General features: G+C 71.8%; 12 protein-coding genes. 11 read left to right on the forward strand and 1 reads right to left on the reverse strand.

Features of this window, described 5'->3' with window-relative positions:
• The first annotated feature begins 157 nt into the window (after nt 1-157).
• The 6 genes from pcnB (at nt 158) to pgi (ending at nt 6,553) form a co-directional block, all read left to right on the forward strand.
• Nucleotides 158-1,519 carry a polynucleotide adenylyltransferase PcnB gene (gene pcnB, locus BLU84_RS08150; protein ID WP_074865037.1) on the forward strand — a complete coding sequence of 454 codons (1,362 nt, stop codon included), beginning with the start codon at nt 158-160 and terminating at the stop codon, nt 1,517-1,519.
• 207 nt (nt 1,520-1,726) lie between these two features.
• Nucleotides 1,727-2,242 (forward strand): 2-amino-4-hydroxy-6-hydroxymethyldihydropteridine diphosphokinase, encoded by a 516-nt coding sequence (folK, locus tag BLU84_RS08155; RefSeq protein ID WP_074865040.1) that lies wholly within the window; start codon nt 1,727-1,729, stop codon nt 2,240-2,242.
• A 404-nt stretch (nt 2,243-2,646) separates the two neighbouring features.
• Nucleotides 2,647-3,486, forward strand: a complete 840-nt coding sequence (gene panB, locus BLU84_RS08160; protein WP_074865044.1) for a 3-methyl-2-oxobutanoate hydroxymethyltransferase — start codon at nt 2,647-2,649, stop codon at nt 3,484-3,486.
• Nucleotides 3,487-3,655: 169 nt separating this feature from the next.
• Nucleotides 3,656-4,507, forward strand: a complete 852-nt coding sequence (gene panC / locus BLU84_RS08165; protein WP_074866446.1) for a pantoate--beta-alanine ligase — start codon at nt 3,656-3,658, stop codon at nt 4,505-4,507.
• Between the two features lie 140 nt (nt 4,508-4,647).
• A complete protein-coding gene (gene panD / locus BLU84_RS08170; protein ID WP_074866448.1) occupies nt 4,648-5,028 on the forward strand; it encodes an aspartate 1-decarboxylase in 381 nt (126 codons plus the stop codon).
• Between the two features lie 13 nt (nt 5,029-5,041).
• Nucleotides 5,042-6,553, forward strand: coding sequence for a glucose-6-phosphate isomerase (gene pgi / locus BLU84_RS08175; RefSeq protein WP_074865048.1), 1,512 nt, complete (start codon nt 5,042-5,044; stop codon nt 6,551-6,553).
• 181 nt (nt 6,554-6,734) lie between these two features.
• On the opposite strand, the gene queG is transcribed toward pgi, so the two are convergent.
• A complete protein-coding gene (queG, locus tag BLU84_RS08180) occupies nt 6,735-7,880 on the reverse strand; it encodes a tRNA epoxyqueuosine(34) reductase QueG (protein WP_083382431.1) in 1,146 nt (381 codons plus the stop codon).
• A gap of 55 nt (nt 7,881-7,935) precedes the next feature.
• Here queG and BLU84_RS08185 point away from each other — a divergent pair, with 55 nt between their 5' ends.
• From BLU84_RS08185 to BLU84_RS08205, 5 genes are all read left to right on the forward strand, one after another.
• Nucleotides 7,936-9,423, forward strand: coding sequence for a bifunctional ADP-dependent NAD(P)H-hydrate dehydratase/NAD(P)H-hydrate epimerase (locus tag BLU84_RS08185; protein ID WP_074865053.1), 1,488 nt, complete (start codon nt 7,936-7,938; stop codon nt 9,421-9,423).
• A 7-nt stretch (nt 9,424-9,430) separates the two neighbouring features.
• Complete coding sequence (tsaE, locus tag BLU84_RS08190) at nt 9,431-9,949, forward strand: tRNA (adenosine(37)-N6)-threonylcarbamoyltransferase complex ATPase subunit type 1 TsaE (protein ID WP_074866457.1); 519 nt, start codon at nt 9,431-9,433, stop codon at nt 9,947-9,949.
• A gap of 123 nt (nt 9,950-10,072) precedes the next feature.
• On the forward strand, nt 10,073-11,800 hold the full coding sequence (locus tag BLU84_RS08195; RefSeq protein WP_083382432.1) for an N-acetylmuramoyl-L-alanine amidase: 1,728 nt from the start codon (nt 10,073-10,075) through the stop codon (nt 11,798-11,800).
• A 206-nt stretch (nt 11,801-12,006) separates the two neighbouring features.
• Nucleotides 12,007-13,884: a DNA mismatch repair endonuclease MutL gene (gene mutL / locus BLU84_RS08200; RefSeq protein ID WP_074865059.1), complete on the forward strand. Its 1,878-nt coding sequence runs from the start codon at nt 12,007-12,009 to the stop codon at nt 13,882-13,884.
• A gap of 26 nt (nt 13,885-13,910) precedes the next feature.
• Complete coding sequence (locus BLU84_RS08205) at nt 13,911-14,897, forward strand: DUF1684 domain-containing protein (protein ID WP_233431101.1); 987 nt, start codon at nt 13,911-13,913, stop codon at nt 14,895-14,897.
• Nucleotides 14,898-15,237: the final 340 nt, after the last annotated feature.

Here is a 15,237-nt window from a genome sequence, read left to right on the forward strand (position 1 = left end):
TGATGCTTCCGGCGGGGGCTCCGGCGACCGGAGGCTTCCTGACGGACCGCGCAGTCTCTCAATCCTGTGCGGCCTGCTAGTATATGCGCCGCCGCAGCCTCCGGCAACGGCCTGACCCACGAATTTCTTTCTAGATAAGGCGGCGCGTCCGCGTTCGATGCAAGCCGACAATTCCTCATCCCCTGTTACGACCTCGCTGCGGGTGATCCCGCGCGACCAGCACAATGTCTCGCGCAAGGACATCAGCCCCAATGCGTTGCGGGTGCTGTACCGATTGCGCGACAGCGGCTTCGGCGCCTACCTGGTGGGCGGCGCGGTGCGCGACATCCTGGTCGGCGGCCATCCCAAGGACTTCGACGTGGCCACCGACGCCACGCCCGAACAGGTCAAGGGATTGTTCCGCAACTGCCGCCTGATCGGTCGCCGCTTTCGCCTGGCCCATGTGGTCTACGGCCGCGAGATCATCGAAGTCGCCACCTTCCGCGCCAACAGCGACGACGGCAGCGGCGACCGCGAGACCGACGACGGCGGCCGGCTGCTGCGCGACAACGTCTACGGCAGCATCGAAGACGATGCGGTGCGACGCGACTTCACCGCCAACGCGCTGTATTACGCGGTCGAGGATTTCTCGGTGCGCGACTACGTCGGCGGCTTCGAGGACGTGCAGAACCGCTTGATGCGCCTGATCGGCGATCCGGAAACGCGCTACCGCGAAGACCCGGTGCGCATGCTGCGCGCGGTGCGTCTGGCGGCCAAGCTCGGTTTCGAGATCGAGCGCGGCACCGCCGAGCCGATCCCGCACCTGGCGCCGTTGTTGGCCGAGGCCGCGCCGGCGCGCTTGTTCGAGGAATGCCTCAAGCTGTTCCTGTCCGGCCACGCGGTTGAGAGCTTCCTCGGCCTGGAGCGCTACGGCTTGCTGCCCGCGCTGCTGCCGGAAAGCGCCGCGGCGCTGAAGTCCAACCGCAGCGGCGCGCTGCGGCGCATGGTGCTCGAAGGCCTGAAGGGCACCGACGCGCGCGTGGCCGCCGACGAGCCGGTGTCGCCGGCGTTCCTGTTCGCGCTGCTGCTGTGGCCGGCGTATTGCCGCGACCTCATGGGCTTGCAGGCGCAGGGCGTGCACACGGCCGAGGCGCAGCGCCGCGCGGCCGACCGGGTCACCTTGCACCAGCTCGCCACGATCGCGCTGCCGCGCCGGTTCTCGCTGCCGATGCAGGAGATCTGGCTGCTGCAGTCGCGCTTCCAGCAACGCCAGCGCAAGCGCGTGTTCCGCCTGCTGTCGCATCCGCGCTTCCGCGCCGCGTTCGATTTCCTGAGCCTGCGCACGGCCGCTTCGGACGAGCATTCGGCCGATGTCGAGTTCTGGCGCGAGGCGCAGCAGCATCCTAACGAACTGTTGGCGCAGCAGGAGTCGCAGGCGCGTGAGGCTGAGGACGGCGGCGACGAGGAGGGCGGCGACGGCCGCGCTCCGCGCAAGCGCCGCCGGCGCCGGCGCGCCGCACCGGGCGGCGGCGCGGAGTAAGCGGCTGCGGCGCGGCGCTGTTGCGCCGGCTGCCTGCTTCTCCAAGTCCGCTGTTCCGGGGCCGCTTCGCCCGATCCGCTCCGGTGGGCCCGACGCGGTATCCGCCCGGTCCGCCGCCGGCCGGTTCTTTTCGCTGTCGCGTCGCCATGCCGGCCGTTTTCGCAGCCCGACCGCGTCGCCCCTAGCGCGTTCGCGCGCCAGTACGCCATGACTCCAACCGTTTCCGCCTACATCGGCCTGGGCAGCAATCTCGGCGACAGCGCCGCGGTGTTGCGCGCGGCCCTGCGCGCGCTGGCCGCCTTGCCCGAGTCGCGCCTGCTGCGCGCTTCGCGGCTGTACCGCACCGCGGCCTGGGGCCGCACCGACCAGCCGGACTTCCTCAACGCGGTGGCGCAGCTGGAAACCGCGTTGCCGGCGCGCGAACTGCTGGCGGCGATGCTCGGCATCGAACGCGAAGCCGGACGCGCGCGCCGCGCCGACGGCAGCGACCGCTGGGGCCCGCGCACCCTGGACCTGGACCTGCTGCTGTACGGCGACGCGGTCATCGCCGAAGCCGGCCTGCACGTGCCGCATCCGCACCTGCACGAGCGCGCGTTCGCGCTGGCGCCGCTGGTGGAGATCGCGCCGGAGGTCTCGATCGCAGGCGTCGGCCTCGCGCGCGAGGCGCTGGGCCGGATCGACCTGGGCGGCATCGAAGCCCTGCCGGAAGGCGAGGGCAGCTGAGCTCCGGCCGCATCGCACCCACACCAGCCCCCTGTAGGAGCGGCGCAAGCCGCGACCGCGACAACGCAACCGCGGCGCCAGCGTCCTGGGCCGGCGATCGCGCCATGTCTCGCCCTTTGTCGCAAATCGACACACGCCGCGGCGGATTCGCGGGAACGAAGGCATAGGCCGGTTTCGCCGCAGCCGCATTGTCGCGGTCGCGGCTTGCGCCGCTCCTACAGGGGGCGGCCGGGGTGGCGCGGCGAGATTGACCGTTTCGGGCGGCTCGGTCCGGTGCGCGCGTCTGCGCGCTTGCCTGCGCATGGCGGCCCGACAGCGTTGCGCCGGCGAGGGTCGCCAGGCGGCGGCAACCTGCTAAGTTAGGCGACCTCCCCATCACGTCCGTCGCCACCGGACTTCCGCCCATGTACACCTCGGCTCCGACCGACGCCACGCCTTCCGAGAAGCGCAAGGCCTGGACCGTGCCCATGCTCGCCGACGCCAAGCGCGACGGCCGCAAGCTGGTCATGCTGACCGCCTACGACGCCAGTTTCGCCCGCACCATGGACGCCGCCGGCACCGACCTGGTGCTGGTCGGCGATTCGCTGGGCATGGTCGTGCAGGGCCACAACAGCACCTTGCCGGTGAGTGCGGCCGACATGGCCTACCACACCGCCTGCGTCGCCCGCGGCCTGTCCAAGGCGCTGCTGATCGCCGACCTGCCGTTCGCCTCCGACGCCACGCCCGAGCGCGCGCTCGATGCGTCCATCGCGCTGCTGCGCGCGGGCGCGGCGATGGTCAAGATCGAAGGCGCCGGGCACAAGCTCGAGGTCATCCGCTTCCTGGTCGAACGCGAAATCCCGGTCTGCGCCCATCTCGGCCTGACCCCGCAATCGGTGCTGCGCCTGGGCGGCTACAAGCTGCAGGGCCGCGACGACGCCACTGCGGCCAAGCTGCGCAGCGATGCGCGCGCAGTGGCCGAGGCCGGCGCCGCGCTGCTGGTGCTGGAGTGCGTGCCGACCGGCCTGGCCCAGGCGGTCACCGCCGATCTGGCCATTCCCACCATCGGCATCGGCGCCGGCCCGCACTGCGACGGCCAGGTGCTGGTGCTGCACGACCTGCTCGGGGTCAACTCCGGCCACCGCCGGCCCAAGTTCGTCAAGGACTTCCTGGCCGAAGGCGGCTCGGTCGCCGGCGCCTTCGCCGCTTACGGCGAAGCGGTGCGCGACGGCCGCTTCCCCGACGCCGCACATTCCTACGACTGAGCGCGCGCCGCCGCGGGGCTGGAAATCGCCGCCGCGCGGCCCGACATAGGCCCCAGCGCAGGCTCCCGCGGAGCCTGGCGCCGCAGGCCTCGACCGGCATCCGCCGGCCGCCTGCCCGCGCATGGATCGCGCCGTCACTTCCACGCCGTCTTTCTTCGCGAGTTACCGCATGCTGACCGTCGATCAACTGGGCGCCCTGCGTTCCACCCTGCAGGCCTGGCGCGCGTCCGGCCACAGCGTCGCCTTCGTCCCGACCATGGGCAACCTGCACGAAGGCCACCACTCGCTGATCCGCCTGGCGCGCGAGCGCGCCGACCGGGTGGTGGCGAGCGTGTTCGTCAACCCGACCCAGTTCGGCCCGAACGAGGACTTCAGCCGCTACCCGCGCACCCCCGAGGCCGATGCCGACGGCTTGCGCGCGGCCGGCTGCGACCTGCTGTGGCGGCCGTCGGTGGAGACCATGTACCCCTACGGGGCCGAGCGCACCGTGCAGGTGGCCGTGCCCGGGGTGACCCAAACCCTGGAAGGCGCGCACCGCCCCGGCCATTTCGACGGCGTCGCCACGGTGGTGGCGCGGCTGTTCAACCAGGTCCGCCCGGACGTGGCCGTGTTCGGCCGCAAGGACTACCAGCAACTGGCGGTGATCCGTTACTTGGTGCGCGACCTGGCCTTCCCGATCGAGATCGTGGCCGCGCCGACCCGGCGCGAGGCCGACGGCCTGGCGATGAGCTCGCGCAACCAATACCTGTCGCCGGCCGAGCGCGAGCGCGCGCCGCAGATCCATCGCACCCTGCAGGCGATGCGCGAGGCCGCCCAGGCCGGGCAGGGCCGCGAGGCGGTCGAGGCCGAAGCCGCGCGCCGGCTCACGGACGCCGGCTTCGAGGTCGACTACGCTGCGCTGCGCCGCCCGGACCTGACCCTGCCGGAGGCGGGCGAGACTGACGACGGCGAACGCGTCGCCCTGATCGCCGCCCGCCTGGGCCGCACCCGCCTGATCGACAACCTCGAATTCGCTGCCTGAACGGGGCGGCGGCCGGCGCGAGGCAGCGAAAAGCTGCGTTGCGCCCGAGCCGCGCCCGGCCCATGTTGCAGCGCGCCATGCGCTGTTAGACTTCAGACCCCTTCGCGTCCGCGACGCCCGCGGGCCCACGAGTGACCGACATGCAACTGAACCTGCTCAAGGCCAAGATCCACCGCGCCACCGTCACCCACGCCGAGCTGCATTACGAAGGCTCCTGCGCGATCGACGGCCGCCTGCTCGACATCTCGGGCATCCGCGAGTACGAGATGGTGCACATCTACAACATCAACAGCGGCCACCGCTTCTCCACCTACGCCATCCGCGGCGAAGAGGGCAGCGGGGTGATCTCGGTCAACGGCGCGGCCGCGCACAAGGCCCAGCCGGGCGACCTGGTGATCATCTGCGCCTACGGCATCTGCGACGAAGCCGAGGCGGCCAAGTACAAGCCGACCCTGGTCTACGTGGACCGCGACAACCGGCTCACCCACACCAACCACTCGATGCCGGCCCAGGCCGCCTGAGAACCGAGGCACGATGAGCGACGACTCCCGACTCCACGAGCTGCGCGCCGAAGTCGGGCGCGTCGCTGCCACGCCGCTGTCCCGGCTGATCGCCGCCGACCCCGCCCGGGCCGGCGACTTCGCCCTCAAGGTCGGGCCGATCTACGCCAGCTTCGCCCGCCAGGGCTACGACCGCGACGCCCTGGCCTGGCTGTTCCGCGCCGCCGAAGCGGCCGGCAGCCGCGAGCGCCTGCAGGCGCTGTTCGACGGCCAGACCGTCAACGTCACCGAAGGCCGCCCGGCGCTGCACACCGCGCTGCGCGGCGATTTCTCCCACGCGCCGATCGCCCACGACGCCCACCGCGAGGCGCTCAAGGCGCGCGCGCAGATGCGCGCGGTGGTCGAGGCGCTGAGCGCGAGCGAGGTCACCGACATCGTCAGCGTCGGCATCGGCGGCTCCGACCTCGGCCCGCGCCTGGCGGTCGATGCGCTGAGCGGGCCGAAGCCGGGCCGCTTCCGCGTGCACTTCCTGTCCAACGTCGACGGCCACGCGGCCCAGCGCACGCTGGCCGGGCTCGATCCCAAGCGCACCGCGGCGCTGCTGATCTCCAAGACCTTCAGCACCCAGGAGACGCTGCTCAACGGCGGCATCCTGCGCGACTGGCTCGGCGACGATTCGCGTTTGTACGCGATCAGCGCCAACGTCGAACGCGCGGCGCAGGCCTTCAACATCCCGGCCGAGCGCATCCTGCCGATGTGGGACTGGGTCGGCGGCCGCTACTCGCTGTGGTCGGCGGTGGGTTTGCCGATCGCGCTGGCGATCGGCATGGACGCGTTCGAGCAGTTCCTCTCCGGCGCGGCGCAGATGGACGCGCACGTGCTGCAGACCGAGCTGCCGCGCAACCTCGCCGCCTGGCACGCGCTGACCTCGATCTGGAACCGCAACGGCCAGGGCTACGCGACCCAGGCGGTGCTGGCCTACGACGAACGCCTGAAGCTGCTGTCGAACTACCTGCAGCAGCTGGTGATGGAGAGCCTGGGCAAGTCGGTCAAGCTCGACGGCTCGCCCGTGCACGGCGACACCGTGCCGGTGTGGTGGGGCGGCGCCGGCACCGACACCCAGCACAGCTTCTTCCAGGCGCTGCATCAGGGCACCTCGATCGTTCCGGCCGATTTCATCGGCGTGGTCCGCAGCGACGCGCCGTACCCGCAGAACCACCGCGCCCTGCACGCCAACCTGCTGGCGCAGACCGAGGCCTTCGCCAACGGCCAGCGCAGCGACGACCCGCACCGCGCCTACGCCGGCGGCCGCCCGAGCACGACGATCCTGCTCGACGCGCTTACCCCGGCGTCGCTCGGCGCGCTGCTGTCGATGTACGAGCACAGCGTGTACCTGCAGTCGGTGTTTTGGGGCATCAACGCCTTCGACCAGTTCGGCGTCGAACTGGGCAAGCAGGTCGCCAGCAAGCTGCTGCCGGCACTGGCCGGCGAGGCCGAGGCGGACGATCCGGTGACGCGCGAGTTGTTGGCGCGGTTGCGCGGATAAGTCGCTTGGCTTTGTGTTGACGAACGGCGCTTAGGCGCCGTTCGTCGTTTCAGGCCTCGGCGAAGCTGCGGCGGCTACCTGTAGGAGCGGCGCGAGCCGCGACCGCGACAACGCAACTACGCCGCAAGGTTCGCGGTGGCTGCGTTGTCGCGGTCGCGGCTCGCGCCGCTCCTACAGGGGATTACAGGCAGGCTTCGTGCTTCGCCAGCGCCCATTGCACGTGTTCGCGCACCAGCTCGCTCGGATGCTCCTGGCGCGAACGCAGCGCCGCGATCACCTCCGGCGTCGTCGGCGCATTGCCCAGCGCCACCGCGATATTGCGCAGCCAGCGCTCGTGCCCGCTGCGGCGGATCGCCGAGCCTTCGGTGCGGCGCAGGAACTCGTCCTCGTCCCAGGCGAACAACTGCGCCAACGTGGCCCGGTCGAGATCGTTGCGGGCGCGGAAATCCGGCTCGTCGCTGCGTTGGGCGAACTTGTTCCAAGGGCAGACCAGTTGGCAATCGTCGCAGCCGAAGATGCGGTTGCCGATCGGCTCGCGCAGCTCCAGCGGAATCGCGCCGGCGTGTTCGATGGTGAGGTAGGCGATGCAGCGGCGCGCGTCGAGCCGGTGCGGCGCGATGATGGCCTGGGTCGGGCAGATGTCGATGCAGCGCACGCAGGTGCCGCAGTGCGCGCTGGCCGGCGCGTCCACCGGCAGCGGCAGGTCGACGTAGATCTCGCCGAGGAAGAACCACGAGCCGCCGTCCTTGTCGATCAGGCAGGTGTGCTTGCCGATCCAGCCGAGCCCGGCGTTGCGCGCCAGCGCGCGTTCCAGCACCGGCGCGGAATCGACGAACACGCGATGGCCGAACGGCCCCACCAGTTCCGCCAAACGCTCGGCCAGCCGCTGCAGGCGTTGGCGCATGAGCTTGTGGTAGTCGCGGCCGAGCGCGTAACGCGCGACATAGGCGCGTTCGCCGTCGGCCAGCGTGGCCCAGGCTTCGTCGTCGTCGCGGCGGCCGTAATCCAGGCCGACCGAAATCACCCGCACCGTGCCCGGCAACAACTGCTGCGGCCGCGCGCGCAGCTCGCCGTGGCGCGCCATCCAGTCCATCGAGCCGTGCAGGCCGCGTTCCAGCCAATCCAGCAGATAGGCCTCGTCCTGGCCCAGCTCGACGCCGCTGATGCCGCAGCGCTGGAAGCCGAATTCGCGCGCCAGCTCGCGGATGCGCCGCGCCAGCGCCGAGTAGTCGGGCGCCGGCCGGCCGGCGGGGTCGCCGGGCGCGTCGGAGGAACTGGGGCTGGCGTCGATCTGGCTCACGATGCGCCAAGTATAGAATCCAGGCATGTCCCGGTCCCCCGATATCGCCGTCTCCGCCGAAATGGCAGGAGCGCCGCCAGAAATGCCGGCAGAAACGCCGCTGTACGACACCGCCGCGCTGCGCGCGGTCGAGCGCGCGGCCGCGGCCGAACTCGGCGACGATTTCGAGCTGATGCGCCGCGCCGGCGAAGCGGCCTGGCGCGAATGGCTGGATCGCTGGACCCAGGCCTATTCGCTGCTGGTGGTGTGCGGCCCCGGCAACAACGGCGGCGACGGCTATGTCATGGCGACGCATGCGCTGCGCAACGGCCGCCGGGTGCGCGTGCTGCGCCTGCGCGAGCACGCGCCGCGCGGCGAACTGGCGCAGCGCGCGGCGGCCGAGTACGCCGCAGCCGGCGGCGCGACGATCGAATTCGACGGCGCGCTGCCGGCCGCCGACGCCATCGTCGACGCCTTGTTCGGCATAGGTTTGTCGCGTCCGCCCGACGCAACGGCAGGCGCACTGATCGCGGCGATCAACGCCCACGGCGCGCCGGTGTTCGCGCTCGACGCGCCCAGCGGCGTCGACGCCGACCGCGGCGCCGCGCCCGGCGCGGCGGTGGTCGCCGACTGCACGCTGGAATTCATCGCCCGCAAGCACGGGCTGCGCACCGGCGCGGCGCTCGACTGCGCCGGCGAGCTGTTGCTCGCCGATCTCGGCCTGGACCTGCCTGCGCACGGCGTCTACCCGGTAGCCGAATGGCTGCGCGCGCCGGATTTGCGCCGCTGGCTGCGCCCGCGCCGGCGCGACAGCCACAAGGGCCGCAACGGCCGGGTGCTGTGCATCGGCGGCGACCACGGCCACGGCGGCGCGTTGATGCTGTGCGCGCAGGCCGCCTTGCGCAGCGGCGCCGGCTTGGTCGACGCGGCGACCCGCGCCGAGCACATCGCGCCGCTGCTGGCGCGCCTGCCCGAAGCGATGCCGCGCGCGGTGGAATCCAGCGAAGACGTACGCGCCGCGCTCGCCGCCGCCGACGTGATCGCGATCGGCCCGGGCCTGGGCACGCAGGAGTGGGGCGCGCATTTGTTCGTCGCGGCGCTGACCAGCGGCAAGCCGCTGCTGCTCGACGCCGACGCCTTGAATCTGCTCGCCGCGCAGCCGCGCGCACTGCCCGCCGATTGCATCCTCACCCCGCATCCGGGCGAAGCCGCGCGCCTGCTCGGCAGCGACACCGCGCGCGTGCAGGCCGACAGCTACGCCGCGGTGCGCGCCTTGAGCGAGCGCTATCGCTGCGCGGTGGTGTTGAAGGGCGCGGGCACCTTGGTGCATGCGCCGGGGCAGGGCGTGCGCGCGATCGGCGCGGGCAATCCGGGCATGGCCGTGGGCGGTATGGGCGATGCGCTCAGCGGCGCGATCGCGGCGCTGCGCGCGCAAGGCCTGGACGCGTTCGACGCGGCGAGTTGCGGCGCGCTGCTGCATTCGGTGGCCGGCGATCGCGCTGCGCGCGAAGGCGGCGAACGCGGCCTGTTGCCGAGCGACCTGATGCCGTGGCTGCGCCGCTGCGCCAATCCGCGCGCGGATGAGCGATGATTTCGCGATGAATTCCGACGTCGCTTCCGAACTGCGTCTGCACCTGGCCGACGCCGACGCCACCGACGCGCTCGGCGCCGCGCTCGCGGCCGCGCGCTCGCCTGCGAACGCGCCCGCGTTGCACGTGCACCTGCACGGCGACCTCGGCGCTGGCAAATCGACCCTGGCGCGCGCCCTGTTGCGGGCGCTCGGCGTGCAGGGCGCGATCCGCAGCCCGACCTACACCCTGGTCGAGCGCTACCCGCTCGCCGACGGCGGCGAAGCCTGGCACCTGGACCTGTACCGCATCGGCGACGCCGGCGAGCTGGAGTTCCTCGGCCTGGACGGCGGCGAGGCCAGCCTGTGGCTGATCGAATGGCCCGAGCGCGGCCGCGGCTGGCTGCCGTCGGCCGATCTGCGCATCGATCTGGCCGTGGACGGGGCCGGCCGCAGCGTCCGGCTGGCGGCGGCCAGCGCCGGCGGTCGGGCCTGGCTGGCGGCGCTGGCCGCGGCGACCGGGATAGAGCCGGTTGCGGCCGACTCCTGAACGATTCCCTAGGAAGTGGCGGCAGGTGCCGGATTTGCAAGGAAAAAATACTTGCAATTCCATAATCGCAGCGCTTAACTTACGCCCATGCGAGTCAAGGGGGCCACCGTTCAGAAAGTCCTGATGGGCCTGGCGCTCCTAGCGGCGCTGGCCTGGAATCTCGCTCATGCGAGCGAAATCAAGGGCTTGGAGCTGCGCAACGGTGCCACCGGCACCCGCGCCGAGATCGCTCTGGACGGCGCCGGCGAATACAAAGTCATCAGCCTCAAAGGCCCCGACCGTCTCGTGGTCGACTTGCCGGCCTCGCGCCTGGGCAAGGGCGTCCGGCTTCCGGCCGGCGCCGGCGTCATCAAATCCGTGCGCAGCGGCGAGCCGCAGCCCGGCACCGCGCGCATCGTGTTCGACCTCGCTCAACCCGTGGCGGTGCTCAAGCCGCACATCGAGCAGGGCCCCGGCGGCCCGCGTCTGATCCTGGAATGGCCGGGCGACGGCAGCGAGCCGGCGGCTGCGGTCGCCGCCGCGCCGAAGGCGCCCGATCCCAAGCCCGCCGCGACTGTGGCGGCGTCCGCGCCGACGCCGACCGCCGGGTTCCAGAACGTTCCCGCGCAGAACCCCGCCAGCCCCACGGCCGACGTGCAAGCGGCCGATGCGGCCGTCGCCTCCAACGCCGCCTCCAACGCCGCCGCCAACAAGCTGATCGCCGAACTCGCCGCACGCAACGGCGCCGGCGCACCCACGCAAGCGCCGCCGCATTCCGCGCCGGCGGGCCAGCCGCCGGGCGCCGCTCCGGCCGTGGCCGCCGCCGCCGCGCCGCCGTCCGGCGCGCAGCAGGCCGCCAACCAGGCGGTGTTCGAACAGGCCGCGCAAGCACCGGTGCCGACCACCATTGCCACCGGCGTGCCGACCCGCATCGCCACGGGCGTGCCCACCCGCATCGCCACCGGCGTGCCGACGCCGATGCCCGGTTCGGCCGCCGCCAACGCCGCCGCCAACGCGAGCGCCGCCGCGAGCGCGCCGGCCAACGAGCCCGCGCCGCCGGCCGGCGCGGTCAAGACCTTGAAGGACGTGATGCGCGGCCGCGGCATGCGCCCGCTCATCATCGCCATCGATCCCGGCCACGGCGGCCAGGATCCCGGCGCGATCGGCCAGGGCGGCAAGCGCGAGAAGGACGTCACCCTGGCCATCGGCCGCGAGTTGGCGCGCCAGATCAACGCCACCCCGGGCCTGAAGGCCTACATGACCCGCGACAGCGACGTGTTCATCCCGCTGCCGCGCCGCGCCCAGCTGGCGCGTCAGGCCAAGGCCGACATGTTCGTCTCGATCCACGCCGACGCGGCCGAAAACCGCAGCGCGCGCGGCTCGTCGGTGTACGTGCTTTCGCTCAAGGGCGCGACCTCGCAGCGCGCGCGCTGGCTGGCGGACAAGGAAAACGCCTCCGACCTGATCGGCGGCGTGCGCCTGCAGCAGACCGACAACACCCTGGCTTCGGTGCTGCTCGACCTGACCCAGAGCGGCCACATGAAGGCCTCCGAAGACGCCGCCGCGCACGTGCTCGAAGGCTTGCGCGACGTCGGCAACAACCACAAGCCGCACGTGGAGAAGGCCAACTTCGCGGTCCTGCGCACCTCGGACATGCCGGCGATGCTGGTGGAGACCAACTTCATCTCCAATCCGGACGAAGAGCGCCGCCTGACTGACCCCTCGCACCAGCGCGCGCTGGCGCGCGCAGTGCTCGGCGGCATCAACAACTATTTCACCCGCCAGCCGCCGCCGGGTTCGCTGTACGCCGCGCGCGCCGAGGCCCAGCAGGCCTCGCCGCCGCAGGGTGGCGGTTTCGGCGGCAGCCGCTGACGGCGCGCCGGCGCATTCGACTTCGACGGCCCCGGCGATCCCGGGGCCGTTTTCGTTTCGACCGTTCCCGCAGCGACCGCTGCGGGCGACGCCGCACCGCCAGCGCAACGCTGAGAGCGCAGGATCCGGATCGCTGAGCCGCGGCGGCAGCGGCTATCATCGATTCCCAATCCCCCCGCGGTGCCTGCGCGCACCGGAACGCCGCCGTGACCATCCGTCAGCTCCCCGACATCCTCATCAACCAGATCGCCGCCGGCGAAGTGGTCGAACGGCCCGCGTCCGTGGTCAAGGAGCTGGTCGAGAACGCGCTCGACGCCGGCGCGCGCCGGGTCGACATCGACCTGGAAGAAGGCGGGGTGCGGCTGATCCGGATCCGCGACGACGGCAAGGGCATCGCCGCCGACGAACTGCCGCTGGCGGTGTCGCGCCACGCCACCAGCAAGATCGCCTCGCTCGACGACCTGGAAGGCGTCACCACCCTGGGTTTCCGCGGCGAAGCGCTGCCGTCGATCGCCTCGGTCAGCCGCTTCTCGCTGTGCTCGCGCCGGGTCGGCGAGGAGCGCGGCGCGGTGCTGGAGATCGACGGCGGCCGCATCGGCGAGATCGCGCCCAAGCCGCATCCGCAGGGCACCACGGTCGAGGTGCGCGACCTGTTCTTCAACGTGCCGGCGCGGCGCAAATTCCTGAAGGCCGAGCGCACCGAGCTGGGCCACATCGAGGAATGGCTGCGCCAACTCGCGCTGGCGCGTCCCGATGTGGAACTGCGCGTGTCGCACAACGGCAAGCCGACCCGGCGCTGGAAAGGCGAGGGCGACCAGATCGACCTGGGCCTGTCGGACGTGCGCATCGGCGAGGCGCTGGGCGAGGAATTCGCCCGCAACGCGCTGCGCGTGGACCACAGCGGCGCCGGCCTGCGCCTGCACGGCTGGATCGCGCAGCCCTCGTACAACCGCGCCAGCGCCGATCAGCAATACCTGTACGTCAACGGCCGCGCGGTGCGCGACCGCAGCGTCGCGCATGCGGTCAAGCAGGCGTACTCGGACGTGCTGTTCCACGGCCGCCAGCCGGCGTATGTGCTGTTCCTGGAACTCGATCCGCGCCGGGTCGACGTCAACGTGCATCCGGCCAAGCACGAGGTGCGCTTCCGCGATGCGCGGCTGATCCACGATTTCGTCTATCGCACGCTCAACGACGCGCTGGCCGAAACCCGCGCCGGCAGCCTGCCCTCGGCGCAGACCGGCGAGTTCGGTGGCGGCGGTTATCCGGTCGGGTCGTCTGAATTGACCGGCGCGGCGTCGGCGCCGCCGTCGCAGGCGGGGATGTATCAGTACCGCGCGACCGCGCCGCTGGCGCTGCGCGTGCAGGAGACCCAGGCCGGTTACGCGGCGCTGTACGGCAACAACGGTGGCAGCGGCGCGCCCGCGAGCGGCTACTCCGGTGGCGGCAGCGCCTACGCCGCGCCGAGCGCGCCGGCGCTGCCGCACAGCGACGACGAAACCCTGCCGCCGCTGGGCTACGCCATCGCCCAGTTGCACGGCATCTACGTGCTGGCCGAGACCGCCGAAGGCCTGATCGTGGTCGACATGCACGCCGCGCACGAGCGCATCGGCTACGAGAAGCTCAAGTCCGCCCACGACGGCGCCGGCCTGCGCACCCAGCCGCTGCTGGTGCCGGCGACCCTGGCGGTGTCCGAGCGCGAGGCCGAGGTGGCCGAGCGCGAGGAGGCGACCTTGATCGCGCTGGGCTTCGAAGTCACCCGCGCCGGCTCGCAATCGCTGACCCTGCGCGCGGTGCCGGCGCTGCTCGCCCACGGCGACGTCGAGGCGCTGCTGCGCGACGTGCTGGCCGACCTGCGCGAGCACGGCGAATCGCGCCGGGTCGGCGCGGCCCGCGACGAATTGCTGGCGACCATGGCCTGCCACGGCGCGGTGCGCGCGAATCGCCGTCTCACTTTGCCGGAAATGAACGCCTTGCTGCGCGAAATGGAGGCGACCGAACGCTCCGGGCAATGCAATCATGGGCGCCCGACCTGGGCCCGCTTCACCCTGTCGGAAATCGACCGCTGGTTCCTGCGAGGGCGCTGATGACCGCCGCTGTCCGTTCGCCTGCCGTGACTGTTTCCCGCGCCGCGTTGCCGTGGCGCGGCGCGCTGTGCGCGGCGCTGCTGCTGCCGGCGCTGGCCGCCTGCGATTCGAGCGCGCAAAAGGCCGAGCGCGCCAAGGAGGCCGAGCGCGTCGCCCACGCCAGCGAGGATTTCCAGCGCGACCAACAACTCTGGCGCGAACAGCGCAGCGCCGGGCTGCTCAAGCCCGACGGCTGGACCAGCCTGGTCGGGCTGCACCCGATCGAGGCCGGCGCGCATTACTTCGGCAGCGATCCGGACAACGGCATCCGTCTGAGCGTCGGCCCCGGCCACATCGGCCTGCTGCGGCTGGACAAAGGCCGGCTGCGCTTCGTGCCCGAGCGCGGGCTGGCGCTGACCCTCAACGAACAACCGCTCAAGGGCGCGGCGGTGCTGCTGGCCGACGACTCGCCGGCCGGCCCGACCCGGATCGGCTTCGACGAAGGCAAGGGCGTGCTGACCGCGATCAAGCGCGGCGGCAACTATTACCTGCGCGTGCGCCACGCGGACGCGCCCAGCCGCACCGGCTTCGCCGGCATCGAGTACTGGCCGGCGCAGCAGGACTGGAAGGTCACGGCCAAGTTCGTCGCCCATCCGGCCGGGCAGACCATCGAGGTGGCCAACATCATCGGCGTGGTCGAGCCGACCCCGAACCCCGGCGCGGTCGAGTTCGAGCACGACGGCCGCAGCTATCGCATCGAGGCGCTGGACCAGGGCGGCGAGGAGCTGATGCTGGTGTTCGCCGACCGCACCAGCGGCCACGGCAGCTACAGCGCCGGGCGTTTCCTCGACGTGCCGCGGCCGAACCTGCAGGGCAAGGTCACGGTCGATTTCAACAAGGCCTACAACCCGCCGTGCGCGTTCACCCCGTTCGCGACCTGCCCGCTGCCGCCGCAGGGCAACCGGCTGGACCTGGAAGTCACCGCGGGCGAGAAGGCGTACAAGCACACGGACAAGACCGCGCAGGCATCTTGAGGCTTGCCGGGCGGGTTTGGTCAGGTGAAGCCCTGGATGCCCGCGTTCGCGGGCATGACGGTAGGAAGGTTGCGCGGTTTGGCGCAAGGCGAGTTGCACGGCTTGAGCGGGAGCTGGGTTTCGCCGCGCCCCTTCAAGCCGTCATCCCCGCGAAGGCGGGGATCCAGAGACTTCAGAGTCCTGTCGCGGTGAAGCCCTGGATGCCCGCCTTCGCGGGCATGACGGTAGGTCGGTTGCGCGGTCTGGCGCCAGGCGGGTTGCGCGGTTTGGGCGATAGCTGGGTTTCGCTGCGTCCCTTCAAGCCGTCATCCCCGCGAAGGCGGGGATCCAGAGACTTCGA

It is taken from the genome of Lysobacter enzymogenes (assembly GCF_900106525.1).
In the GTDB taxonomy this organism is placed as follows: domain Bacteria; phylum Pseudomonadota; class Gammaproteobacteria; order Xanthomonadales; family Xanthomonadaceae; genus Lysobacter; species Lysobacter enzymogenes.

Bases quoted from the DNA above. Each gene is read 5' to 3' on its own strand.
- pcnB (WP_074865037.1), top strand. From the start codon at position 158: ATGCAAGCCGACAATTCCTCATCCCCTGTTACGACCTCGCTGCGGGTG.
- folK (WP_074865040.1), top strand. From the start codon at position 1,727: ATGACTCCAACCGTTTCCGCCTACATCGGCCTGGGCAGCAATCTCGGC.
- panB (WP_074865044.1), top strand. From the start codon at position 2,647: ATGTACACCTCGGCTCCGACCGACGCCACGCCTTCCGAGAAGCGCAAG.
- panC (WP_074866446.1), top strand. From the start codon at position 3,656: ATGCTGACCGTCGATCAACTGGGCGCCCTGCGTTCCACCCTGCAGGCC.
- panD (WP_074866448.1), top strand. From the start codon at position 4,648: ATGCAACTGAACCTGCTCAAGGCCAAGATCCACCGCGCCACCGTCACC.
- pgi (WP_074865048.1), top strand. From the start codon at position 5,042: ATGAGCGACGACTCCCGACTCCACGAGCTGCGCGCCGAAGTCGGGCGC.
- queG (WP_083382431.1), bottom strand. From the start codon at position 7,880: ATGCCTGGATTCTATACTTGGCGCATCGTGAGCCAGATCGACGCCAGC.
- BLU84_RS08185 (WP_074865053.1), top strand. From the start codon at position 7,936: ATGCCGGCAGAAACGCCGCTGTACGACACCGCCGCGCTGCGCGCGGTC.
- tsaE (WP_074866457.1), top strand. From the start codon at position 9,431: ATGAATTCCGACGTCGCTTCCGAACTGCGTCTGCACCTGGCCGACGCC.
- BLU84_RS08195 (WP_083382432.1), top strand. From the start codon at position 10,073: ATGGGCCTGGCGCTCCTAGCGGCGCTGGCCTGGAATCTCGCTCATGCG.